This is a genomic window from Kribbella pittospori (genome assembly GCF_004331465.1).
Lineage (GTDB): Bacteria > Actinomycetota > Actinomycetes > Propionibacteriales > Kribbellaceae > Kribbella > Kribbella pittospori.
On sequence record NZ_SJKB01000003.1, the window covers coordinates 420328 to 443161 of the forward strand.

Annotated in this window: 18 protein-coding genes; 6 read left to right on the top strand and 12 right to left on the bottom strand. The window is 68.5% G+C overall.

The window, feature by feature from the left end; translation table 11 throughout:
- Positions 1-49 precede the first annotated feature (49 nt).
- Positions 50-2668: a winged helix-turn-helix domain-containing protein gene (locus tag E0H73_RS48230; protein WP_131354070.1), complete on the bottom strand. Its 2619-nt coding sequence runs from the start codon at positions 2666-2668 to the stop codon at positions 50-52.
- Between the two features lie 96 nt (positions 2669-2764).
- Between E0H73_RS48230 and E0H73_RS12350 the strand changes: the two genes are divergently transcribed.
- Together E0H73_RS12350 and E0H73_RS12355 are read left to right on the top strand one after the other, a co-directional pair.
- Positions 2765-4588 (top strand): ABC transporter ATP-binding protein, encoded by a 1824-nt coding sequence (locus E0H73_RS12350; protein ID WP_238163960.1) that lies wholly within the window; start codon positions 2765-2767, stop codon positions 4586-4588.
- A complete protein-coding gene (locus E0H73_RS12355) occupies positions 4581-6362 on the top strand; it encodes an ABC transporter ATP-binding protein (protein ID WP_131354074.1) in 1782 nt (593 codons plus the stop codon). Before E0H73_RS12350 ends, E0H73_RS12355 begins: the two co-directional genes overlap by 8 nt.
- On the opposite strand, the gene E0H73_RS12360 is transcribed toward E0H73_RS12355, so the two are convergent.
- The 8 genes from E0H73_RS12360 to E0H73_RS12395 all read right to left on the bottom strand — a co-directional run bounded on the left by E0H73_RS12360 (position 6353) and on the right by E0H73_RS12395 (position 17166).
- The gene (locus tag E0H73_RS12360) at positions 6353-6874 is read right to left on the bottom strand and encodes a hypothetical protein (protein ID WP_131354076.1); all 522 of its coding nucleotides are present in this window, start codon (positions 6872-6874) and stop codon (positions 6353-6355) included. The genes E0H73_RS12355 and E0H73_RS12360 overlap by 10 nt on opposite strands.
- Positions 6871-10404 (bottom strand): tetratricopeptide repeat protein, encoded by a 3534-nt coding sequence (locus E0H73_RS12365; protein WP_131354078.1) that lies wholly within the window; start codon positions 10402-10404, stop codon positions 6871-6873. The genes E0H73_RS12360 and E0H73_RS12365 overlap by 4 nt, the downstream gene beginning before the upstream one ends.
- Before the next feature lie 63 nt (positions 10405-10467).
- Positions 10468-11526 carry an ABC transporter ATP-binding protein gene (locus E0H73_RS12370; protein WP_131354080.1) on the bottom strand — a complete coding sequence of 353 codons (1059 nt, stop codon included), beginning with the start codon at positions 11524-11526 and terminating at the stop codon, positions 10468-10470.
- Positions 11523-12521, bottom strand: a complete 999-nt coding sequence (locus E0H73_RS12375; RefSeq protein WP_238163961.1) for an ABC transporter ATP-binding protein — start codon at positions 12519-12521, stop codon at positions 11523-11525. Before E0H73_RS12375 ends, E0H73_RS12370 begins: the two co-directional genes overlap by 4 nt.
- Positions 12496-13434, bottom strand: a complete 939-nt coding sequence (locus E0H73_RS12380; RefSeq protein ID WP_131354084.1) for an ABC transporter permease — start codon at positions 13432-13434, stop codon at positions 12496-12498. Before E0H73_RS12380 ends, E0H73_RS12375 begins: the two co-directional genes overlap by 26 nt.
- A 3-nt stretch (positions 13435-13437) precedes the next feature.
- On the bottom strand, positions 13438-14442 hold the full coding sequence (locus E0H73_RS12385; RefSeq protein ID WP_238163962.1) for an ABC transporter permease: 1005 nt from the start codon (positions 14440-14442) through the stop codon (positions 13438-13440).
- Positions 14443-14489: 47 nt separating this feature from the next.
- The gene (locus E0H73_RS12390) at positions 14490-16202 is read right to left on the bottom strand and encodes an ABC transporter substrate-binding protein (RefSeq protein WP_202867338.1); all 1713 of its coding nucleotides are present in this window, start codon (positions 16200-16202) and stop codon (positions 14490-14492) included.
- Positions 16203-16233: 31 nt separating this feature from the next.
- Positions 16234-17166: an ROK family protein gene (locus tag E0H73_RS12395; RefSeq protein ID WP_202867339.1), complete on the bottom strand. Its 933-nt coding sequence runs from the start codon at positions 17164-17166 to the stop codon at positions 16234-16236.
- A gap of 117 nt (positions 17167-17283) precedes the next feature.
- Between E0H73_RS12395 and E0H73_RS12400 the strand changes: the two genes are divergently transcribed.
- The 4 genes from E0H73_RS12400 (at position 17284) to E0H73_RS12415 (ending at position 20853) form a co-directional block, all read left to right on the top strand.
- Positions 17284-18486, top strand: coding sequence for an ROK family transcriptional regulator (locus tag E0H73_RS12400; protein ID WP_131354086.1), 1203 nt, complete (start codon positions 17284-17286; stop codon positions 18484-18486).
- Positions 18487-18512: 26 nt separating this feature from the next.
- On the top strand, positions 18513-18932 hold the full coding sequence (locus E0H73_RS12405) for a hypothetical protein (protein ID WP_131354088.1): 420 nt from the start codon (positions 18513-18515) through the stop codon (positions 18930-18932).
- A gap of 89 nt (positions 18933-19021) precedes the next feature.
- Positions 19022-20191, top strand: a complete 1170-nt coding sequence (locus tag E0H73_RS12410) for a sensor histidine kinase (RefSeq protein WP_131354090.1) — start codon at positions 19022-19024, stop codon at positions 20189-20191.
- Entirely contained in the window at positions 20188-20853 is a 666-nt protein-coding gene (locus tag E0H73_RS12415; RefSeq protein ID WP_131354092.1) for a response regulator, read from the top strand. Before E0H73_RS12410 ends, E0H73_RS12415 begins: the two co-directional genes overlap by 4 nt.
- Here E0H73_RS12415 and E0H73_RS12420 read toward each other — a convergent pair.
- Genes E0H73_RS12420 through E0H73_RS12430 form a run of 3 tightly spaced genes read right to left on the bottom strand, consistent with a single transcriptional unit; the run spans position 20801 to position 22726 of the window.
- Positions 20801-21625, bottom strand: a complete 825-nt coding sequence (locus E0H73_RS12420) for an ABC transporter permease (RefSeq protein WP_165555612.1) — start codon at positions 21623-21625, stop codon at positions 20801-20803. The two genes, E0H73_RS12415 and E0H73_RS12420, sit on opposite strands and share 53 nt — an antisense overlap.
- Positions 21618-22538 (bottom strand): ABC transporter ATP-binding protein, encoded by a 921-nt coding sequence (locus E0H73_RS12425; RefSeq protein ID WP_131354097.1) that lies wholly within the window; start codon positions 22536-22538, stop codon positions 21618-21620. Before E0H73_RS12425 ends, E0H73_RS12420 begins: the two co-directional genes overlap by 8 nt.
- On the bottom strand, positions 22535-22726 hold the full coding sequence (locus E0H73_RS12430) for a hypothetical protein (protein WP_131354099.1): 192 nt from the start codon (positions 22724-22726) through the stop codon (positions 22535-22537). Before E0H73_RS12430 ends, E0H73_RS12425 begins: the two co-directional genes overlap by 4 nt.
- Positions 22727-22834: the final 108 nt, after the last annotated feature.

The following is a 22834-nucleotide window of genomic DNA, read 5'->3' on the forward strand; positions in this document are numbered from 1 at the left end:
TGGAAGTTACGGGCGGTTGTGGTGACCAGGCATCACATCATGTGGTGATTCAGCGTGTGAGCAGGTTGAGCTGGTGCGCTCGCCGGACCGCGCTGCGCCGGTTGGTGACGCCGAGCTTGGCGTAGATGTGCTTGGTGTGGGTGCGCACGGTGTTCAGCGACACGACCAGTTGGCGTGCGATCGAGGGGCCGTCGAGATCGCCGGCGAGCAACCGCAGTACGTCGAGCTCCCGATCGCTCAACGGGTCGACCAGAGCCTGATCTCCGGCCGGCTTCGGAGTCTGGACGGTTGGCCGGCGTACTGCGTCCAGCAGCATGCGCGGGTAGGGCCGGCGTTGCGCGAGAGCGGCCAGCATGGACGCCATCGGTGGGCCTTCGGCGATGAAGGCTCGGACGTAACCTTCGGGCTCGGCCAGCGTCAGCGCTCGGTCCAGCGGATCGACGTCACCTCGGGCGAGGGCACGCAGTACGAGGATCTCGATGACGGTCCCGGTGCGGCCGCCTGCTTCTGCTGCGGCTTGCAGACGTTCGAGCAGCCGGATGGCGTCCCCGCGTACTTGCTCGGCCAGGAGGATACGGGCGAGCGTCACGTGCTCGAACTCGCGGAGGTACGAGAGGTCGTCGTCCGCCGACAGTCCCTGCTGACGGACCCAGTCTCGAGCTCCGGACAAGTGGCCTTGGGCAACCAGAAGGCGCGCCCGGTGGGCCGCGATCGGACGAACGTTCGGGGAGAAGTCGCCGACGTACACCCGTTCGGCCGCATCGAGCTGATCTCGGGCGCCGGTGAGATCGCCTTCGGCTTCCCGGAGGCGGGCCATCGCCACGCGCCAGCGATAGGGGTTCTGCGGGAGGCCGGCGGCCGGGCCCAGATCCTCGGCGCGGCGCAGATAGTTGCTAGCGGCATCGAGGTCGTTCCGCTCCAGTGCGAGCCGGCTCAACCCGACGTACATGTCCGCCGTTCCGCGGAGACCTTCGCCGAGGTCGAGGGCTCGTTCGAAGGTGCTCTGTGCCTGCCGGAGGCGGCCTTGCGTGGTCTCGATGTCAGCCAGCGTGATCGAACAGCCGAGGACGTCGGCGATGTACCCGACCCGTTGTAGATCCCGCGCGGCCGTCGTGTAGCCGTCGTGCGCGGCCTCGAGGTCCCCGCCGGCCCAGTTTGCGAGACCCGCCAGCGCCGAGGCAGCGGCGGTAGTGAGGTGGTCGCCCTCGGCAGCGCGATCGATCGCGCCGCCGGCGTGCTCGATCGTGGCAGCCGGATCGCCACCGGCAAGCGCGAGCGCGGCTCGATAGGTCTCGATGGCGCCGGGCAGCCTGGCGAGTTCGCCACGGTCGACGACCACCAAGGCGTCCGCCGGACCAGCGAGCACACGCTCGACGTCGTCGATCCGCTGCCCGACACCGTCGAACTCGTTGCAGGCCATCAGCGCCCCGACGAATCCGACCGCGAGCACCGGTCGTTTCTGCACGACGGCGTTCGGTATGTCGTCCAGCCAGCGCCGCAGCGTGGGTTCCTGCCGCTCCCGCCGCAAGGCCGGCACCGCCAGCTCGACCAGGTCCGCGGCACGCTCAGCGTCGCCGGCCGCAAGGGCGTGCCGCACGGCTGCGACGGACTCGCCGGCCTTCTCGTACCACCGACTGGCCCGGCGGTGCAGCTCCCCGACGTCGCCACGTTCCTCAGTCAGATGCGTCCGCAGTACGTCGCCGAAGAGGTGGTGATAGCGGTACCACCGGCGATGGTCGTCGAGCGGAACCAGGAACAGGTTCTGTCGCTCCAACGCCTCGAGCATCGCCTTGCCACCGGACCGGCCGGTCACGGCATCACACAGCGGTCCGGTCAGCCTGTCCGCGATCGACGTCTCGAGCAGGAACCGGCGTACGTCGTCCGGCTGCCGATCGAGCACCTCGTCGAGCAGATAGTCCACGACGTACCGGTCATCGCCGGCGAATCCTTCGATGAACGCGGTCGCGTCGTCACGCCCTTGCAGCGAGAGCGCCGCCAGCCGGAGAGCGGCGATCCACCCCTCGGTCCGCCCTTCGAGCGTCGCGATGGCCGTCGCATCAAGGTCCAGCCCGGTCACATCGTTCAGGTACGCCGTCGCCTCGTCGACGGTGAAGCGGAGATCGGCGGCGCGAATCTCGACCAGCTCGCCGCGCGCCCGCAAGCGCGCAAGGGGGAGTGCGGGGTCGGCCCGGGTGCTGATCAGCAACTGCACCTGCGGCGGCAGATGCTCGACGAGGAACACCATGCCCGGCTGGATCTCGGGACCGTCCGCAAGGTGATAGTCGTCCAGCACAAGGTCCACGTCGTCCGGAAGAACGCTGAGCTCATTGAGTACGCCGGCCAGCACCGACTCGATCGGCGCCTGACCCGACTGGAGCAACCCGAGCGCGCCCTCGCCGACGCCCGGAGCGGCCCGCTCCAACGCGGTCAGCACATAGGTCCAGAACGTGGTCGCGTGACGATCGCTCTCCTCCAACGAGACCCACGCGGTCCGGTCGGCCGCCAACGCCGACAGAAGGGTGGTCTTTCCGAAACCCGCCGGTGCCGACACGAGCGTCAGCCTGACCCCGTCCCCGCGTCGCAGGCGCTCGGCGAGCCGCTCTCGTGGCACGAGAGCCTGCCGGTTCCGGGGCAGATAGAGCTTTGATTCGAGGAGAGGGCTGTGCATCACCAGCTCCCCTCGTCGGCGTTGTTGGAACGAGCGTAGGACAGGGCCTGTGAAACTCGGATGTTTTTGTCGGTGGTCCCCGTTACGGTCGGTCAAGTGCTGACTCTGTTGCGGTACGCGCTGCGTGTTGCACCGTGGAGCACCGTCCTGACGATGAGTCTGGCGGTGCTCGGCTCCGTGCTGGGCATGGCCGTCGTACTGCTCACCGGCCGCGTGGTCGGCGCCGTTCCCGGGGTCATCAACGATGCGCCTGGAGCGATGTCGATGACCGAGTTCAGCTGGCTGCTCGGCGCGCTGCTGGTGGTTTTCGTCCTGGAGAGTCTGACGCCCGCGATCCATCAGGTGGCGACCCTGATCATGGACGCGGCGCTCACCCGCGCGATCGGCACCGGCATCACCGAGCCGCTGCTCCGTCCGCGCCGGATCGCGCATCTCGAGGACACCGAAGTACTGGATGTGCAGGAGCGGGCCAAGGGCAAGGGCGGCTTCCACCTCGCCCAGGGCTTGGGCAACCTGCCGTGGCTGCTCGCGAGCCGGGTCACGCTGATCGGCTCGGCGGTCATCGTCGGCGTGATGTTCTCCTGGCCGGTCGCCGCGATGCTGGTCGCGGTCACGTTCCTGCTGGAGTGGTACGGCGGCCGCCTGATCGAGCGCGAGATCGACGTGTGGTGGGGCAACACCGAGGAGCAGCGGCGGGCCAACTATCTGTTCGACCTCGGCATGCGTGACGCGCCCAAAGAACTGCGCGTCTTCGGCCTCCACAACTGGCTGGTCGAGCGGTACGTGCGCGAGTGGACCGCGGGTTTCCGCCCGGTCTGGGAACGCCGCCGCAGGAACGTGAAGTGGTCGATCCTGACCGGCGGCCTGCACCTGGCGGCGAACGGTCTGGCGATCCTGCTGGCCGGCCGCGCCGCGCTGAACGGCGACCTCCCGTTGACCCAGGTCGCGACCACCGTTCCGGCGATCCTCGCGATCGGCGTGTCGAGCAACGGGTACGGCGTCGTGCAGGTGAAGCGCGGGCTGTCGGCGTACCGGGCGATGAAGGGGTTGCCGGGGACGATCGCCGAGCGTCATCCCGAGCCGCGGGCGACCACCAAGCACCGCGTCGAGACGATGCCGGCGCGCGAGGTCCGATTCGAGAACGTGAGCTTCCGGTATCCGGGCTCCGACGTCGACGTACTCCGCGACCTCAACCTCACGATCCGTGCGCACGAAGCGCTCGCGCTCGTGGGCGTCAACGGCGCGGGCAAGTCCACGTTGGTCAAACTGCTCGGTGGCGCGTACCGACCGACGACCGGCCGGATCCTGGTCGACGGCGTGGACCTCGCGGACATCGACCTGACCGCTTGGCAGCGGCGCATCGCCGCGATCGTGCAGGACTTCCTCCGCTTCCCGTTGTCGGTGACGGACAACGTCACGTTCGGCGCGGTCGAGCGCGTCGACGACGAGGTCGGGCTGGCCAAGGTCGCCCGGGAGTCGGGCATCGACGACGTCGTACGCCGGTTGCCGGACGGCTGGGACACCGTGCTCGACAAGACGTTCGACGGTGGCGTCGATCTGTCCGGCGGTGAATGGCAGCGGATCGCGCTGGCGCGGGCGCTGTTCGCCGTTCACGCGGGCGCGGGTGTGCTGGTGCTGGACGAGCCGGCCGCGGCACTCGACGTACGCGCCGAGGCCGAGCTGGTCGAGCGGTATCTGGAGCTGACGTCCGGTGTGGCGTCGCTGATCATCTCGCACCGCTTCTCGGTCGTCCGGAACGCAGACCGCATCTGCGTGCTGGCCGATGGCCACATCATCGAGGACGGCACGCATGACCAGTTGCTCGACAAGGGCGGGACGTACGCCGCCATGTTCCGTCTGCAGGCCGAGCGCTACGTGACGTCGTCCGACAAGGCCGGCAGCGAGGTGCTCGATGCGTAGCCTCCGGATCTGCTGGCTGTGGCTGTCCACGTCGTTCCGGGCCGCGCCGTTGCTGATGACGATCTCGGCGGTGCTGGTCGCGGCGCGAGCGGTCACCGCCCCGCTGCAGACGTACGGCGTCAGCCGGCTCGTCGACGGGATCACGGAGGACGAGTCGAGCACGATCGCGCTCGGCATCGGCATCATCGTCGGTGCGCTGGCGGTCTCGTTCGTCGCCGACGTCGTGGGCTGGCCGCTGCAGGACACCGCGCAGGAGCGGATGGCGGGTCGCGTGCACGCCGACCTGCTGGACGTGACGACCGGCATTCCTGGTCTGACGCATCACGAGCGGCCGGACGTCGCCGACCGGCTGGAGTTGGTGCGCGAGCGCGCGTGGCGGATGGGTGTCGGCGCCGAGGTATTGCTGTGGGCCTTCGCGACGATCGCCAACACGGTGACCGTGCTCGGGTTGCTGGGGTCGGTGAACCCGCTGCTGCTGATACTCCCGCTGCTCGGTGCGACGCGGATCTGGTCGGCGTACCTGAGCAGCACGCGGCAGCACAAGGCGTGGGAGGACTCGATGCCTCAGGAGCGCCTGATCGATCGGCTGATCGAGGTCGCGAAGGATCCACGGGTGGGCCTCGAGCTGCGGGTGTTCGGGCTCGGGCAGGTGCTGCTGGACAGGATCTTCGCGTTGCAGACGGAGCGGTTCCGGCGCCGGGTCGCGGCGGCCCGATGGGGCGGAAAGGTTGACGGATCGGTCCGCCTCGTGTTCGGTCTCGCGTACGCCGCGGCCGTGGTGTGGATCATCGCGCGAGCCCGCAACGGGCAGCAGACCGCGGGCGACGTCGTACTCGTGCTGCTGCTGGCGCCGCAGGTGGATCAGATGACCGGCGGGATCGCGCGGAACGTGTACTGGGTGGGCGAGGTCGTGCGGAGCTTCAGCCGGTACGACTGGCTGCGCACGTACGCGAAGGAGAACTCCTGGAAGTCGAGCACGACCGCGGCGCCGGCCCGGCTGGCGTCCGGCATCGAGCTGCGGAACGTCGGATTCTCCTACCCTGGCACGGATTCCGCCGTACTCACCGACGTCAGTCTCAGCCTGCCCGCGGGGTCGGCGGTCGCGTTGGTCGGGGAGAACGGCGCCGGCAAGACGACATTGGTGAAGCTGCTCGCGCGGATGTACGACCCGACGACCGGGCGTGTCCTGGTCGACGGCGTGGACCTGTCGACGATCTCACCGGACGCCTGGCGGTCGCAGCTCTCGGCCGGGTTCCAGGACTTCGTCAAGTTCGAGCTGGCGGCCCGCGACGTGGTGGGCCTGGGCGACGTCGACCGCGCGTCGGACGAGGCTGCCATTCGTGCCGCGGTCGCGCGAGGGGACGCGCAGTCCGTCATCGGTGGGCTGCCACGCGGCCTCGATACGCAGCTGGGCAAGAAGTTCACCGACGGCGTCGAGCTGTCCGGTGGCCAATGGCAACGACTCGCGCTGGCCCGGGCGTTCATGCGCGAACGCCCACTGCTGTTGCTCCTCGACGAGCCGACCGCAGCTCTCGACCCGGAGGCCGAGCACCGCCTCTACGAGCAGTACGCCGCCGCCGCGAAGATCGCGGCCACCGAGACCGGCGGCATCACCGTTCTCGTCTCGCACCGCTTCTCGACCGTCCGCATGGCCGACCTCATCGTGGTCATGCACAACGGCCGCGTCGAGGAGGTCGGCACCCACGAAGCCCTCCTCGCCGCCGGCCACCGCTACGCCGAACTCTTCGAACTCCAGGCCCGGGCCTACCGCTGATCGCCGGTATCCGACGACTGCCCGCCGGAGAAGAGCTTGGTGATGGCCCGCAGCGGAGCGTCCGGCGACTGGTACTCGATCTCCTCGACCTCGTCGATGGAGCCGTCCGGGTTATGCCGCTTGGCCTTCAGATGCCGCTTGACGCCACCCGTTTTCCTCAGGTACATGCCGTAGGCGACGGTAATCGCGATGAGAGCTACCTCGATGACGGGCAGTTGCGCCTTGGCGTCCTGCAGAGCCCCGCGGACGGCGTCGCGTTCGGCCGGGTCCTCCCAGGCACCGGCCAGGACCGTCAGGCAGGCGGATTCGATCTGTGCACTGTCCTGCTCGACCATGGCCAGTGCCGCGTCGAGCTCAGGACCGCGATCGCCAGCGGCCTGCCGCAACTCTTCGATCATCTTCGCCGGGTCGAGGTCGCCGGTCTTCTCGGCGACGTAGTACCTCGTGGCCTGCTCCACCGCGTCGGCATCGGGCCGCAACTCGGCCAGCAGTTCCTCGAACGTTTGGCTCATCTCCAGTCCCCCTCCAGCATCAAGGCCCAGGCATAGCGTGGCGGAAGAGTTTCCGCCGCGGCCGTGCAGGCCTGGTGTAGCGCACGCGCCAGGTCCAGGTCGCCTGACAGCCAGATCTCGAGCGCTGCGTCGAGAATAGGGGCAACCTCGGCGGGAGGCACCTCCCAACGCGGGGCGATCAGCGCGCGGGTGCCGGCCGGACCGAAGGCGGTGAACAGGCCGAGACGCTCGCCCAGCCCCGACCAATGGACGACGCCACTCAAGCAGGCCAGCGAGAAAATCACCATCGGTGCCTGCGCCATGGTCTGCAGCGCCGACCAGTCGAGCCGATGGCGCCGGCCGCGTTCGGTGGCAGCAGCGATCGAGTTCCGCAGCGGCAGTGCTCCCGCGTCGGCGACGACGATACCCACTTCGTTCGTCTGCGGATCCTGATAGCCGTGGCAGAGAAGCTTGGCGACGTCGACCGTACTCAACAGCGACATCACGGCCGCGGCGTCCGCCGGCGCTTCCTCGGCGGCATCGAACTCCAGCCCGGATGAGTTCGCAAACGCCTCGGTCCGGGCGGTCGAGGTCAGAAGAGCGTCACGGACCTCTTCCGCGTCGCCGTACTTCGGCACCCGCACAACCCCGATCCGTTGGACAGGTCGCGACTGCGTGTCCTGCAGGAGTGCGAACCACCCCGCCGTGTACGAACACGTCCACGCGCCACCGCAGGCAGCATGCCACGGCAGACCGACGAGGTCCGGGTGCTCGATGACGACCACATGGTCGCCATCGGTCAGGTCGTCGGACAGTTCGCGCGTCCACCAGGCGACGAGGGCCTGCCACGGCTTGTGCTCCAGTGGGTCACCGGAGCGTCCGCGCCGCCAGCCACGGATCAGGTTGGGCAGAAAGGGGGCGAGGGCGACCGGGTCCTCGTCGGGTGCCTCGAGGAATCGTGACCGCACCTGCCCGTCCGGCGTGATGACGGTGAGCATGCACACGTACACCTCGACCGTCTCGATCCACTCCACGACACCGATGGTCCGGTCCGGTTCGGCGAGCGCCGCGAGTCGATCGTCGTCCGGCAAAGGCGCGTCGCTACTCCACGACCGGCTGTTCCGGGCGACCGTACGGCCGATCGCGTTGCGGCCCAGGTCCGCCACCTGACGAAGAGCACTCCACGGCGCGCTCCGGCGATCGAGCACGCTGTCCAGGGCTGCCGCCGCCAATCGTTCGGCCGCATAGCGCAGCGGCTCGCTGCCGGTCGAGACGGCCGCCAGGTCCCGGACGTCGCGATACATCCGGCGCAGAGCCGTCGGCACCTTGCCGAGGAGCTCGCCGGCACCGTCGGAGTCGTCGTGTTCGTAGGCGAACGCGGCCAGCCGCAGCAGCACGACCGCGTCGGGAATCTGCCCGAACTCGCCGGCGAGGCGATCGGCCGCCAGCCAGCGGTCCTGGTTGTCGGCCAGACCGAGGACATCGTGCAGGACAGCCGTCGCGTTCGCGGCGGTGCAGGCGACAGGTACGTCGCCGGCGGCGATCGCACGATCGCGGACCTCTGCCAGGCTGCGGTCGATCGCGTCGGTCTGATCCTGATCGACCAGCTCCGATGCCTTCCCGGCCAGGATGAACAGTGCCGCGGCCGTCGGCAGGACGACGCCCGGATCGGTCAGCACCGTGGCCGGATCAAGGATCTCGCGCACCAGCGCGGCGGCTCTGGCCGGCTCGCCGGGCGCGAGCAGGTTGGCGAGGGCAGCCCGCAGCGAGAGGGCACGGTGTGCCTGGGGACCGTCGGCGAGCGCGAGTGCGCGTTCGAGTGCGCTGATCGCCTCCGGCACCCGGTGCAACATCGCGAGCGTGACAGCGACCGAGTGGAACGCCTCCAGGCGGTCCGCGGCCGTGCCCCGGGTGGTCAACCCGGTGAAGATGGTGAGAGCGGCATCTGGTGCGCCCGTCTCGCGCAGGAGGATCCCGACGTTGCGGTCCCCGACCGCCTTGTTCGCATCGCCGGCGTCATCCGGCAGGGCGGCTCGAGCCTGCCTCGCGACCTCCAGCGCTGCGTGAGGCTGTCCGGCCAGCCGCAGTGCGTTCGATCGCTCGGTCAGGAGCGCCGCCCGGCGCAGGTCGCCCAACTCGGACTCCCAGGGCCGCGGCTCCGATCCGACTCTGGCCAGGAAGCGGTTCGGCTGCCGGAGCAGCTTGAGTCGCGAACCCAGCCAGATCTCGGTGGCGGCGCGTGCGTCGGCGGACGGGAAGTGTTCGATCAGACGATCGGCGAGACGCTCGAGCTCGTCCGCCTGCCCGCCGCGGAGCAGCGGCGCGTCCATCTCCTTGAGGAAGGACAGGGCCGAGTCGACATCGTCGCCGCGCTCGTGGAAGGCATCCACGGCCTCCAGGAGCCGCTCGAATCCAGGCGCCGCGTCGTACCCGGCGAGGACGTCGTTCACGACGCTGTCCAGACCGGAGAAGCCCAGGAACTCGACAACCTCCTGCACGGTGAGAATCTCCTGTCCCGTGATCCGGCCCGGCCCGGCGCCGGCATCGCTGCCCTCCGCGACCCGGTCCTCCATGACAGTGGCGAGAAGGAGCTGCGCGGCCCACCAGGCGTCCTGTCTCGTCACGGTGGCGCGGGCGAACTCCTCCGCCACCCGCAGCGCGCCGAATCCGGCCGGTACCGTGCCGGTGTCCCGTCGGCAGGCGAACTCGAGCGTCGCCAGAGCCATCGCCCACTCGCGTCCGTCGCCGACCGGAACGTCGGCGCGCAGATGCGCCGCGGCTCTGGTTGCCTCGAGCACGTAACGGCCGGGGAACGGGAGCTCGTCGGTCTCGAGGTTGTCGGCGTAGGCGTCGAACGCGTCGAGCGCGCCCGGCAGAACGTAGCCACGCAGTACGTAGCGCTCCAGGTCCAGCTGGAGGGATTCACCTTCCGTCTGGTCCTGCATCCACGAGTAGCACAGTGCCAGCCAGACCTGGGCCTGCATCGACCCGTAGTACCGCAACAGCGCTTCGAACGTCGGGGCATCCGCCTGGCCGGCGTTGGGGTCACGCACCGCGGCGACTCGGGTGCCTGGCACCGGCGCGATCGCCGGAAGGATCGCCGCAGCGAACGTCTCGGTGGGGAACTGCCGCCAGTGATCCTCGAGGTAGTCCATCAGGCGATGGTCGGCGATGGCCGTCCCGGCAGCGTTGATCGGGGCCAGACGCCCCTTCATCCGGGCAGCCACGCTGTGCATCAGGCTGTCGGCGGACGGGTGAACGACGTACGGCCGGTCGACCGGTACCCCACCGCGGGCGATCACCGCCTCGGGTTCCCAGTCCTGGGCCATCCGGCCGCAGAGCACGTCGATCGCCGGCGGGTCGTCCGAGACACAGACCACGCTGACCTCGGCGTCCGACGGATCGCTGCAGACTTCGCAGCGTGCGGCCAGCAGTTCGCCGGTGAAGAGCCTGCGCAGCCCCTCGATCCCCGCGTCGTGAACGACCTCGACGAGCCCGCCGGCTTCGAACGCAGCACTCGGCGCGCCACAGTTCGGGCACAGGCGTGTCACGTCCTCTTGATACGGCATGCCTGCGCAGTTGGAAAGCCGTCAGACATCAGTACGTCGGCGAACCTAACGCGCTGTTGTGTCCTGGAGCCCCGCGTCGGGTTCGGCGACGTGGCAGGCGGCTTCGTGGTCGGGGCCGAGGATGCGGAGGGCCGGCGTGGTTTGGTGACACTCGTCGACGACGAGTGGGCAGCGCCAGCGGAAGCGGCAGCCCGGGGTGGGGTCGATGACCTTCGGGGGTTCGCCGGTGTCGCCCTCGACGGCGGCAGTCAGCGGTGCCCTGGGGTCGGGGACCGCGCCGAGCAACAGGTCGGTGTACGGGTGCTTGGGGTTGGCCAGCACGGACTCGGCCGGACCGGACTCGACGATGTGACCGGCGTACATGATGGCCAGACGGTCGGCGACGTACCTGGCGCTCGCGATGTCGTGGGTGATGTAGAGGAACGACACGCCCTCGGTCTCGCGCAACTCGCTCATCAGGTTGAGCAGGCCGATCCGGATCGACACGTCGAGCATCGACACCGGCTCGTCGGCGAGGATCAGTTTGGGCTTGTGCGCCAGCGCCTGGGCGAAGCCGATGCGCTGCCGCTGACCACCGCTGAGCTCATACGGATAGCGGTGAATGATGTCGCCGGCGGGGGACAGGCCGACCGCCTCGGCGACGCGCTCGGCTTCCTCGAACCGCTGTGCCCGCGACAGCTCCGGGCGGTGCAGCTTCAGGCTGCGCAGGATGCCGTGCGAGACGCGGAACGCAGGGTTGAGCGAGCTGAACGGATCCTGGAACACCATCGGTACGTCGCCGCGGTAGGCGAGTTGGTCCTTGCGCGACCGCATGCTCGACGTCGGCCGGCCCTGGTAGTAGATCTCGCCGCTCGTCGGCTGGTAGACACCCGCGAGCAGCCGGGCGATGGTGCTCTTGCCGCTGCCACTCTCACCGGCCAGCGCGACGATCTCCTGCCGGTTGATGGTGAGGTCGACGTCGTCGACCGCATGCAGCATCTGGCGGGACAGCCCGCGGCCGACCCGGAAGTGGCGGGTGAGCTTCTTGGTCTCGAGCAGCGGCGCCGTCGACGGCCCCGAGTCCTGCTCGGCCGAGGGCTTGGAGTCCACGCTGAGGTCGGTCATGACGTCACCTCCTGGACGGGCTCGGCCGGCTGGGTCCGCCCAGGGGCGTGCAGCAGGCAGCGCGCCTGGGTCGGACCGACCTGGTAGAGCTCAGGCTCGATCTTCGGACAGTCCTCGAACGCCACCGGGCAGCGCGGATGGAACCGGCAGCCGCTCGGTGGGTGGGCCAGGTTCGGCGGGGTGCCGGGGATTCCGGTCAGTGGTTGCTTCGGGCCCCGGATCGACGGGAAAGCGTCGAGCAGGCCCTTGCTGTACGGGTGCGCCGGATGGTCGAAGACCGCGCGAGTGGCGCCGAACTCGACGACCTGACCGGCGTACATGACCATCAGCTGGTCGGAGAAGTGGCTGACCAGCGACATGTCGTGGGTGACGAAGACGACCGCGAAGCCGAGTTGCTGCTGCAGTTCCTTGATCTGCACCATCAGGGATCGTTGCGCGACCACGTCGAGGGCCGAGGTCGGTTCGTCCATGATGATCATGTCGGGGGTGAACAGCAGGGCCATCGCGATCATGGCCCGCTGCCGCATCCCGCCACTGAGCTGGTGCGGGTAGCTCCTGAGGTGGATCGGATCGATGCCGACCATCCGCATCACCTCGGCCGGGCGGTCGTCGTCGACCCGCTCGTCGTGGGACATGATCGCGTCGCGGAACTGGCTGCCGATGCTCTTCACCGGGTTGAGCGCGTTCATCGCGCTCTGCATCACCACGGAGTAGTCCCGCCAGCGCAAGGCGGCCAGCTTCTTCTCGTTCATCGCGACGAGGTCCTGGCCCTGGAAGTGCACGCTGCCACCGGTGATGGCCGCCGGTGGGCTCAGCAGCTGGACGATGGCGAACAGCAGCGTCGACTTGCCGCAGCCCGACTCGCCGACCACCCCGACGAACTCGCCGGCGTGTACGTCGAGATCCACCGAGTCGACCGCGACGACCGGGCTGCTGCCGGTGTCGTACTCGACGGTGAGATCGCGGACCTCAAGAATTGGCTGCTGACTTGGCACGTCGCCTCCGAACCGGCCGCAGTGCGGGGTTGCTGATCTCGTCGAACGCATAGTTGAGCAGGGCAAACGAAACACCGAGCAGCGCGACCGCCAGGCCCGGCGACAGCGCCCACGCGGGCAGCCCGTTCACCAGGGCGCCCTGGTTCTGTGCCCAGTAGAGCATCGTGCCCCAGCTCAGCGAGTTGGGATCGCCGAGCCCGAGGAACTGCAGGCCGGCCGCGGTCAGTACGGCGTACAAGGCGGCACCGAGGAAGTTCGCCACGATCAGCGAGATCATCGTCGGCAGCACTTCGACCACGATGATGTACGACCGGCGCTCGCCGCGGACCCGGGCCGACTCGAGGAAGTCGCGGTTGCGCAGCGACAACGCCTGCGCGCGCATCTGTCTGGCGCCGTACGACCAGCCGGTGAGGATCAGCACGATGATGATCACGGTCAGGTTGCCCTTGCCGGCGTACGTCGCCAGCACGATGATCAGCGGGAACGTCGGCAGCACCAGGAAGATGTCGGTCATCATCGACAGCACGTTGTCCGCGGCACCACCGAGGTAGGCGGCCGAGACCCCGATGATGACGGACAGGATCGTGGCGCCGAGGCCGGCGATGACCGCGATGACCAACGACTCGCGGGTGCTGTAGATCAGTTCGGCGTACACGTCCTGGCCGAGGCCGGTGGTGCCGAGCCAGTGCGCGGACGAGGGACCCTGCAGCGGTAGGTCACCGATCGCCTGTGGATCGCCCTTGAGCCACGGGACGAACAGCTTCGGGACGGCGGCCAGCAGGACGAACAGCAACAGCAAGGCCGCCCCCAGCATGGCCTTGCGGTTGTGCAGGATGGCCCGGAAGATGCCGCCCCGCGGGCGGCGGGTCACACTCGGTGCGGCCGGTGCGGTGCCGGCGACGATCGCGCTCATCAACTACCCCTTCGTCCGGGCTCGTGGGTCGAGCAGGAACACCGCGAAGTCGCAGAGCAGGACACAGATCAAGACGGCGAGCGTCACCAGCAGGAACAAGGCCTGCAGCAGTGGATAGTCCGTACTCACCGTGGCGTTGTAGAACATGTAACCCAGTCCGGGGTAGTTGAAGACGTACTCGACCAGGATCGTGCCGGAGATGACGAAGCCGAGCGACATCGCGAACCCCGACAGGTTCGGCAGGAACGCGTTCCGGCCGGCGTAGCCGAACATGATCTTCCGGCTCGGGATGCCCTTGGCCCGGGCCATCCGGACGTAGTCCTCGGCCAGCGTGGTCACCATGTTGTTGCGCATGGTCAGGATCCAGCCGCCGACCGCGGTGATCAGGATGGTGGCGGCCGGCAGGATGCCGTGCTTGATGACGCTGCCGGCGAACTCGGCCGTGAACGCAGGCGTCAGTCCCTGATCGTAGTTGAAGTCGTTGGGCAGGACCGGGTTGTCGCCGATCGCAAAGATCGAGATCAGTAGCAGCGCCACCCAGAAGTACGGCAGCGCCGAGGTGACGATGAAGACCGGCGGTACGACTCCGTCGATGAGCCCGCCGCGCCGCCAGCCGGCGATCGTGCCGATCAGCGTGCCGATCGCGAACGCCAGGACGGTCGTGATGCCGACCAGTCCCAGCGTCCACGGCAGCGCATCGCCGATGAGGGTCGTCACCGGGACACCGAGGCTGCTGCCGACCGACACGCCCCAGTGCCCGGTGACCATCGATTTCAGGTACTCGCCGTACTGCAACAGGATGTTCTTGTCCGGATCGAAGCCGAACTCGGCCAGCACCGTCCGCAACTGCTCCGGCGTGACGACCGCGCCGCCCTTGCTGAGCCGCTCCCGCAGTGCCTCCTCCGGACTGCCGGGCATCATCCGCGGGATGAAGAAGTTCAGCGTCATCGCCGCCCAGAGAGTGAGCACGAAGAACCCGATACGACGGATCAGGTATCGCACAGCCACCAGCTCCTCGTGCTCACTCTCGCCACGATTCCTTTCTTACTACTTGCTCAGTTCTGGGCCGACTTCGAGTACAGGTTCGCCAGCACCTGCCCGGCGTCCGGGATGTTGTACGGCGCCGGCTGGGCGTACGGGTTCTGCTCCGTCGGCCAGCCCTCGATGTCCTTGGTGTTGTACTGGTACCAGTCGACCGACTCGGTGGTCGGGATGATCGGCACGTCCTTGATCATGTACCCGGAGATCTGCTTGATCAGCTTGACCTGGGTGTCGGGGTCCGCACTCGCGTACTGGTCGAACAGCTTGTCGACGTCGGGGTTGATGTAGCGCGAGTAGTTGCTGTTGGCCTGCTTGCCGATCGGGGCGGTGTTCTTCGAGTACAGCAGTTGCCGCAGCTCGTAGTACGGCGAGGGTCCGCCGGACAGGCTGGAGTACGCCAGGTCGTAGTCACCGGTGTAGAGCTTCTGGTTGTACGACTGCTGCTGCAGGTCCTGCGTGGTCAGCTCGATCCCGACCGCGGCCAGTTGCTGCTTGACGACCGCCAGCGACGCATCCCAGTCGGTGTAGCCGGTGACGCTGATGACGTTCAGCTTGAGCGGGTTCGACGAACTGTAACCGGCGCTGGCCAGCAACTGCTTGGCCTTCTCCGGGTTCGGCTTGTCGTAGCCGGCCGCGGTCAGCGCGTCCTTGTCGAAGTACTTGTCGAAGGTCGGGGTGACGACGCCGGTCTGGTTCGCGGCCGGCTGGTAGCCGCTCTCACCGATCTTCGAGATCTGCTCGCGGTCGAGCGCGTAGGCGATCGCCTGCCGGACGGCCAGGTTGCTGGTCACCTTGTGCGACGGGTCGAGGTTCGGGACGATCGCGACGTTCGCGGTCGGCGGGAACCAGTAGTTGTTCTCCGGTGACTTCGACTTGTAGAACTTGTCGATGTTCGGAATGTACTGACCGCCCCACTGCGCCTTGCCGCTGGCCAGGTCGAGGTTGGCCGGGTTGTTGTCCAGGTACGCCGGGTACTGCACCTTCGACAGGTACGGCTTGCCCGGCTGCCAGTAGCTGCCGTTGGCGGCGTAGGTGATGTTGTTGCTGCTGCAGGACTCGACCGTGAACGGCCCGGTGCCGACCGGCTTCGGGTCGGCCCAGGTGGCCGGCTTGGACGCCGCCTCACCGGTGGACCAGATGTGCTTGGGCACGATGTTGACCTGGTTGGCGAAGTTGAAGAAGTACGGCTCCGCCGGTGCCTTGAACTTCATCGTGACCTTGTTGCCGGCTGCGGTGACGCTGGACAGTCCGGCGCCGGTCCACAGCGCGTACAGGTCGAGGGCCGGCTGCTGCTTCATCAGGTTGAACGTGTAGACCACGTCGTCGGCGCTGAACGGCTGGCCGTCGCTCCACTTCACGCCGTCGCGGATGGTGAAGTCGATCGAGTCCTTGGTCGGCGACCAGGTGAAGGCCGACGCCAGCATCGGCGTCGTCGCACCGCTCTTGAGCACGTTGACGAAGACGAGGGGCTCGTAGACGAAGCCGCCCGCCACGCCGTTGACCGACGGGTTGAACGGGTTGAACTGGCAGGGCCAGGTCTGACCGCCGACGTTGGCGATCGTGACGACTCCACCCTTCTTGAACTGCCCGGTGCTGCCGCCGCTGCTCGTCGAGGACGACGGGTTGCTGGACGCAGCCCCGATCGGCTTGTCACCGCCGCCACAGCCCGCAGCGGCCAGTATGCCGACCGCCATGGTGGCGACGGCGATCCGTTTGATGCCCCTCATCGTCTCTGCCTTTCACTCCTCGATCTCATGGTCATGCGAATGCCTCCGCACCGAGGACCGCGCCCGCGGCCTCGACTCCGAGGGCGAGTGCGCCCACCAGCGGCGCGTCCGAAGGGAATCGGGCCAGCTCCAGTTCCGGTGGGAACGGGACGGCCGCGTCGAGTGCCCGGCGCAGTTCGGGACCGATCCGGTCCCAGGAACCGACCAGGCCGCCACCGACGACGATGCGGGCCGGGTCGAGGGCGATGGCGAGGTTGACGACGTGCATCGCCAACTCGCGGTTGAACTGTTCGGTGAGGACGGCGGCGTCCGGCTGGGTCGCCGACCGGGTGAAGACGTCCGCCGCCGATACCCGCTGTCCGAGCCGGTTGCTGCCGGTTGCCTCGAGTGCTTGGCCGCTGACGACATCCTCGAGGATCGTGCGCTGTGCCGGCTCGATCCAAACATCCGCGGCGGTCCGCAGGTTGTAGGCGATCTCTCCGGACGCCCGGTGCGCACCGGAGATGACCGTGCCTCCGGCAACGATCGCCACCGCCAGGCCGGTGCCGAGGTTGAGGTAGATGCCCGGATCGCAACCGGCCAGCGCACCCCACCGCACCTCGGCGGCGGCCGCGGCCTTCACGTCGGTCCCGAGCAGGACAGGTATGTCGGGGAACGCCTCCCGCACCATCCGCCCGAAGGGGAGTTCACCCCAGCCGGGAAACGTCGGCGCGAGCTCGACGTGGTCGTCGTACGGAATCCCGAGCGTCGCCGCGCCGACCGCCGCGAGTTCCCCGTCCGGAGCGACCTCCGTCAACAGTTCCTGGGCCGCGGTCAGACCGCGACGCATGGCGGCCTCGGCTCCTGCCTCGGCCAGACTGTCGATGGTGGTCGTGCCGAGACGCCGGCCGGACAGGTCGCCGACCGCGACGGCGATCTTCGTCCCGCCGAAGTCGAGACCGAGCACAACCGGGGTAGGAATCATGGGCTGGCAACTCCACCGTGCCGTCCAATAGAATCGTTAGGAAACTAACTTAACAATCCTGGCGGGCACAAGGCCCAACGTGCAGCTTGACCAATTCGCGACCCAAAGGAGACCGACGTGACGGTTGTCGCCGGAGGTGCCGCCGCAGCCCGCCCGCAGCTGATTCGCGCGATCAACGAGCAGGTGCTGCTGGAGCACATCCGGCGGTCTGGTCCGGTGTCCAGGACGGAGCTGGCCACGCTGACCGGTCTGTCGAAGCCGACGGTCTCTGCGGCCCTGGCCACCATAGAACGCGGTGGGTTGGTGCATGCGTCCGGCCAGCGGACCGGCGTCCCCGGTCCGGCCGCGCGATTATACGACGTACGCCCGGAGGCGGGGTTCGTTCTCGGGCTCGATGTCGGGCGGGAGTTCCTGCGTGGAGCGATCGCGGATCTGCGGGGCACTGTGCGTTGCCGGCTCAGCGTGCGTACGAAGGCAGTGCGCGAGATGGCCCGGGTCCAGGAACTCGCTGACCTCGCGGCGACACTGCTGGACGAAGCAGGCATCACCGCGTCGCAGCTCACCCAGACAGTGATCGGGAGTCCGGGTGTCTACGACCCGAAGCGCGACACCCTGGCGTTGACCGGGCGTCTGTCCGGTTGGGATTCGCCTGCGGTGTTGCCGGCGCTGCGCGAGCGGTTCGGTCCGGCGTTGATGATCGAGAACGACGTGGACGCCGCCGCGCTGGCCGAGCGGGTCCACGGTCATGGCCGCGATGTCGACAGCTTCGCGTTCGTGTCCGTTGGTACGGGTATCGGCATGGGCCTGGTGCTCGACGGCAAGCTCCGGCACGGCTTCCACGGTGTGGCGGGCGAGATCAGTTACCTGCCGTTCACCGAAGGCAGCGGAAGCGATGCGCGGGATGCACGTAAGCGGGGGAGCTTCGACGCGTCGGCGTCGGCCGCGGCCGTGGTCAGGGCTGCTCGGCGCGCCGGCGTACGAGGTGCGACGTCGGCGGCGAAGGTGTTCGCGGCGGCGGCGCGTGGTGATGTGATCGCGGCCGCCGTGGTGACCGAGGAGGCACTCCTCGTGGCCAAGGCGGTGTGCAGCGTCATCGCGGTCGTCGACCCCGAGCTGATCGTGCTGGGTGGCGGCATCGGGCAGGCACCGGGCTTCCTCGATGCGGTCGTCGAGCAGTTGCGCCTGCTGTCGCCGGTGATGCCGGAGGTGAAGATGAGCGTACTCGCGGCCGACACGGTCGTGGCCGGCTGTATCGCCGCCGGGCTCGACCGCGCGTGGCAACACCTGCTGGGCCGGATAGCTCAGCCGGCAACAGCCTGACGAAGGGTGCCAACTAGGCTGGCGGGGTGGACAGTCAGCCGAGTTGGCGCGAGGAACGGCGGGAGGCAGCCGCCGTCCATGCCGCCGCGCTCGAACGCCGCAAGGCCGCCGAGACAGCGCAGGCCCGTGCGCTGCTGACCGACTTCGTCCGGACGATGAAGGAACGAGGCGTCGAGCCACAGCCGCTGCGAGCACAGGTCACCGGATCGGGAGCCAGCTACCGCACCGGCATCACCGGCTGGTACCTGCGCCGCAACCGCTCGCTCGGCACCGACGCCGAGGGCAACTTCTACATCCTCGGTACGCCGGCCAGCCTCAGCGCCCGGCTCTTCGGCGTACGCATCCTGCCGTCCGATCCGCCGATCGCCGTCGGCCTCGGCGCTCGCGATGGTGAGTCCATGCCGCTCGCGCAACTTCTCCAGCTCCGGCTGGACGAGAGCGACTGACCGGCGTTTGTCCAACCCTGGGTTGATCTGTGGGTTGATCTTCCGTTGACGACGGTGACCTGGCCGGGGCCGGAGCCTATGGTCGTTCGGTGATCGCCGGAGCCAGAAGTGTGCCTGCGCTGGTGGCGCTGCGTCACGCTCGGGCGCACCATGAGACGACCTGGCGGTGGCTGCGCCTGGTGGGTCCGCTCATCATCGGTCTGCAGATCATCGTGCTGAGCCAGTCCGCGCCCGGTCCGGGCCGGCACGGTGAAGGGCTGGTGATCTCGGTCGCGATCGCCGCCTTCGCCGCGAGCGCGTTCGGAACGTTCGCCGCTCGGAGCGGGCCGACCTGGGTGCGATGGCTCTCGATCGCGGTCCTGTTCGTGGCAAGCGTCGTATTGCTGCGGCTGCAGCCGTCGGGACCGGGTGTACTCGGAGTGTTCGTCGCCGTGGCTCTGATCGGGCGCAAGCTTCCGCCGATCCCAGGCACCGCGGTCGTCGGAGCGGGGCTGGTGCTGCTGCTTGTCGGGGGTGACCGGTCGCCGTTGCCGGCGCTGTTGACCAGCATCGCGATGGCAAGCTTCTACGCCGTGATGCGCCTGGCCGAGCGGCTGAGCGAGACCAACGAGGAAGCGGAACGGCTGCTGCTCGAGCTGGAACGGACCCGCGACGCGCAGGCTCGTGCCGCCGCACTCGCGGAGCGCCAGCGGCTGGCCCGCGAGATGCACGACGTACTCGCGCACTCTCTGTCGGCGTTGGTGCTCCAGCTCGAAGGTGCGACTGTGCTGGCCGCCGGCGACGATCGTCTCTCCGGAGTCATCGACCGCGCGCGGCATCTGGCCGGCTCAGGACTCGACGAGGCCAGGCACGCCATCGGCATGCTGCGCGACGACCAGGCGCTGCCGGGACCGGGGGAGCTGCCGGCGTTGACCGCGCGGTTCGAGAACGACACCGGCATCCGGTGCGAACTGACCGTCGCCGGCGACGAGCACGCGCTCGACGCAGACGCCCGGCTGGCCGTCTATCGGGTTGCCCAGGAGTCCCTGACGAACATCGCGAAGCACGCCACGCGACAACAGTGCGTCACCGTGAAGCTCAACCACGAACCAGGGCTGGCGAGGCTCAGCGTCGAAGATTACGGCGATCCGGCAACAACCTCGGGTTGTTCCGGCTATGGCCTGACCGGTATGCGTGAACGGGCCGAACTGCTCGGCGGACGCCTCGATGCGGGCCCGACTCCGACGGGATTCCGGGTGGAACTGGAGGTGCCGGCATGATCCGCGTCCTGAGCGTCGATGATCAGCGCGTGGTCCGGGAGGGACTGGCGCTGGTGCTCGGGCTGCTGCCCGATGTCGAGGTCGTCGGCACCGCCTCCGGGGGCGAGGAGGCGGTGCGCATGGTCGGTGAGCTGAAGCCTGAGGTCGTACTGATGGATCTGCGGATGCCGCGCTGCGACGGGGTCGAGGCGACCCGGCGGTTGCGTGACCTGCACCCGGACGTGAAGGTCATCGCGTTGACGACGTACGCCGATGACGAGTCGGTACTCGCCGCACTCCGAGCGGGTGCGTGCGGTTACCTGACGAAGGACGCGAGGTCTGCGGAGATCCACCAGGCGCTGCACCGGGTGCTGGACGACCAGGCCGCGATCGACCCGGCCGTGCAGCACCACCTCGTCGCGGCGATCGCAGCAGCCCCCGGTACGCCGAAGCCGACGGCAGTGACGGACGACGTGCTGACCCGGCGCGAGACCGAAGTACTGACGCTGATCGCCGAAGGCCTGTCGAACGCCGAGATCGCGGCCCGGCTGGTGGTGACCGAGGCGACCGTGAAGAGTCACGTCAACCACCTCCTCGCCAAGATCGGCGCCCGGGATCGTGCCCGTGCCGTCAGCTACGCCTACCAACATGGTCTCCTCCGGCATCAGCCCGAGGCGCAGTAGAAGTTCGAGCGGGCCGGCGCTGGCGGGTCCGCGTCGGCTCCCAGCGGAAGACGGCCAGCGACACCAGCAACCCGGCGACAGACCAGCCACACAGCACAAGCACATCCCGTACCGGAAGCCCAGTGCCGGTGAGCGCGTGACCCGCAGCCTCGATGATCGGTCGCACCGGCAGGTACGACGCGATCGTGGAAACCCACGATGCCTTCACCGGATCGCCCACCGTGCCGGAGAACAACACCACCGGCAGATACGTCAGACCGAGAATCGGGAAGGCACTCGCGACGGTCGAGATGAAGCCCGTGACAGCAGTAGCCGCGGAGGCACACGCGAGCGCCCCGAGGAAGATCGCCGTCAGCATGGCCAGCGCACGCCAGATGTCCAGGTCGGTGCCGAAGAAGGCCACACCCGCGAGTACGGCGACCGCACCGGCGAGCACCGAGACGAGCACCGACGCGACGATCTGACCACTGAGATAGCACCAGGCGGGCAGCGGTGTCGCACGCCAGCGCTTCATCACACCGGACTCCCGGGCCGCGACCAGCCCGATTCCATGGGTCGTCCAGGCGATCATCGTCGTACCGAGAACCGCGCAGCCCGCCAGCCGGGACGGCGCGATCTGCCCATCCGAGGAGTTCAGCAGGAGCAGCAGGATCGGGAGAACGAGACCGGTGCCCATCGCTCTGGGAGTGCGAAGGAGCAGGCGGATCTGATGAGCGATCTGACCGAGCAGGAGTGGCAGGAGCGGTGGCAGCCGCGCACTCGGGTCAGACATGGCTTGCGAAGAGGGCATCGTGGGGCTCCGAGTGGGTGATGGACAGGTAAGCCTCTTCGAGGCTGGGTGGACCGACCTCGAGCGCCGTCAGTTCGAGCCGGTGGTGTTGGGCCCAAGTGAGGAGATCCGCGAGGACGGGCTCGATCCGGTCTGTGTGGAGGCTCAGCACGCGATCGCTGACATGAATGGCCAGGGACGGTGGGAGCTCGGGAGCCTCGACCGGCAACGGGAAGCGGACAACGCTCAGGCCACCGCCGGCTCGCATGGCGGCGGGCGTGGTGTCGGCCACCAGGCGCCGGGCGGAGAGCACCATGACTCGATCCGCGAGGTGGTCCGCCTCGTCGAGGTAGTGCGTGGTCAGCAGGATCGTCGTACCCGCGTCGTTCAGCCGCTCGACGCTCGCCCAGCATCGCCGTCGCGCTTCCGGGTCGAGGCCGGTGGTGGGCTCGTCGAGGAACAGCACGTCCGGATTCCCGATGATCGCGAGCCCGAGATCGACCCGACGCTGCTGTCCGCCGGACAACGTGCCCACCCGCGTCCTCGCATCGTCGGCGAGGTCGATCAACTCGAGTACTTCGGCGACCGGCCGCGGGTTCGGGTAGAGACGTCCGAAGACGCGCAGCAGATCCACGACAGTCGGCTCGGTCTCGAGACTGGTCGACTGGAGGACGAGGCCGACCTGCGCACGCCAGGCGCGGCCGCCGCGCAGTGGGTCCTCACCGAGGACCCGCACGTGACCCGATGTCGGCCCGGCGAACCCCTCCAGGATCTCGAGCGTCGTCGTCTTCCCGGCACCGTTCGGTCCCAGTACGGCGACCAGCTGACCCTCGCCGATCTCGAAGCTGACGCCGTCGACGGCCGCGAAGTCGCCGTACCGCTTGGTCAGGTCGCGGACGGAGACGACGCCGGTCATCGGTCCCGCCCGGGACGGTCGCGGTGACCGTTGCCCTTGGCATCCATGACGACGTTCGCCACACTCCAGACGCCGACACCGGCGCCGACGGCGATCAGTAGCGGCCGGTGCGTGACGATCCCGAACACCAGCAGTCCGATGCCGATGAGCGCACGCAGGTACGGGTTGAGTCCCAGGAGTCGAAGCATGTCCAGTCCCTTGCCTTGATTGCTTGCCGCAACCAGCGTCGGCGAACCGACGGCGCCCCGTCATCGGCGTGACTGTCGAAGTGCTGCCTCGATCGGAGGTTGGAAGGC

What these genes read in the sequence shown, in the direction of transcription:
- E0H73_RS48230 (WP_131354070.1), bottom strand. Translation starts at nt 2,668, where the DNA reads ATGCACAGCCCTCTCCTCGAATCAAAGCTCTATCTGCCCCGGAACCGG.
- E0H73_RS12430 (WP_131354099.1), bottom strand. Translation starts at nt 22,726, where the DNA reads ATGCTTCGACTCCTGGGACTCAACCCGTACCTGCGTGCGCTCATCGGC.
- E0H73_RS12425 (WP_131354097.1), bottom strand. Translation starts at nt 22,538, where the DNA reads ATGACCGGCGTCGTCTCCGTCCGCGACCTGACCAAGCGGTACGGCGAC.
- E0H73_RS12395 (WP_202867339.1), bottom strand. Translation starts at nt 17,166, where the DNA reads ATGATTCCTACCCCGGTTGTGCTCGGTCTCGACTTCGGCGGGACGAAG.
- E0H73_RS12380 (WP_131354084.1), bottom strand. Translation starts at nt 13,434, where the DNA reads ATGAGCGCGATCGTCGCCGGCACCGCACCGGCCGCACCGAGTGTGACC.
- E0H73_RS12370 (WP_131354080.1), bottom strand. Translation starts at nt 11,526, where the DNA reads ATGACCGACCTCAGCGTGGACTCCAAGCCCTCGGCCGAGCAGGACTCG.
- E0H73_RS12415 (WP_131354092.1), top strand. Translation starts at nt 20,188, where the DNA reads ATGATCCGCGTCCTGAGCGTCGATGATCAGCGCGTGGTCCGGGAGGGA.
- E0H73_RS12355 (WP_131354074.1), top strand. Translation starts at nt 4,581, where the DNA reads ATGCGTAGCCTCCGGATCTGCTGGCTGTGGCTGTCCACGTCGTTCCGG.
- E0H73_RS12390 (WP_202867338.1), bottom strand. Translation starts at nt 16,202, where the DNA reads ATGAGGGGCATCAAACGGATCGCCGTCGCCACCATGGCGGTCGGCATA.
- E0H73_RS12360 (WP_131354076.1), bottom strand. Translation starts at nt 6,874, where the DNA reads ATGAGCCAAACGTTCGAGGAACTGCTGGCCGAGTTGCGGCCCGATGCC.
- E0H73_RS12420 (WP_165555612.1), bottom strand. Translation starts at nt 21,625, where the DNA reads ATGTCTGACCCGAGTGCGCGGCTGCCACCGCTCCTGCCACTCCTGCTC.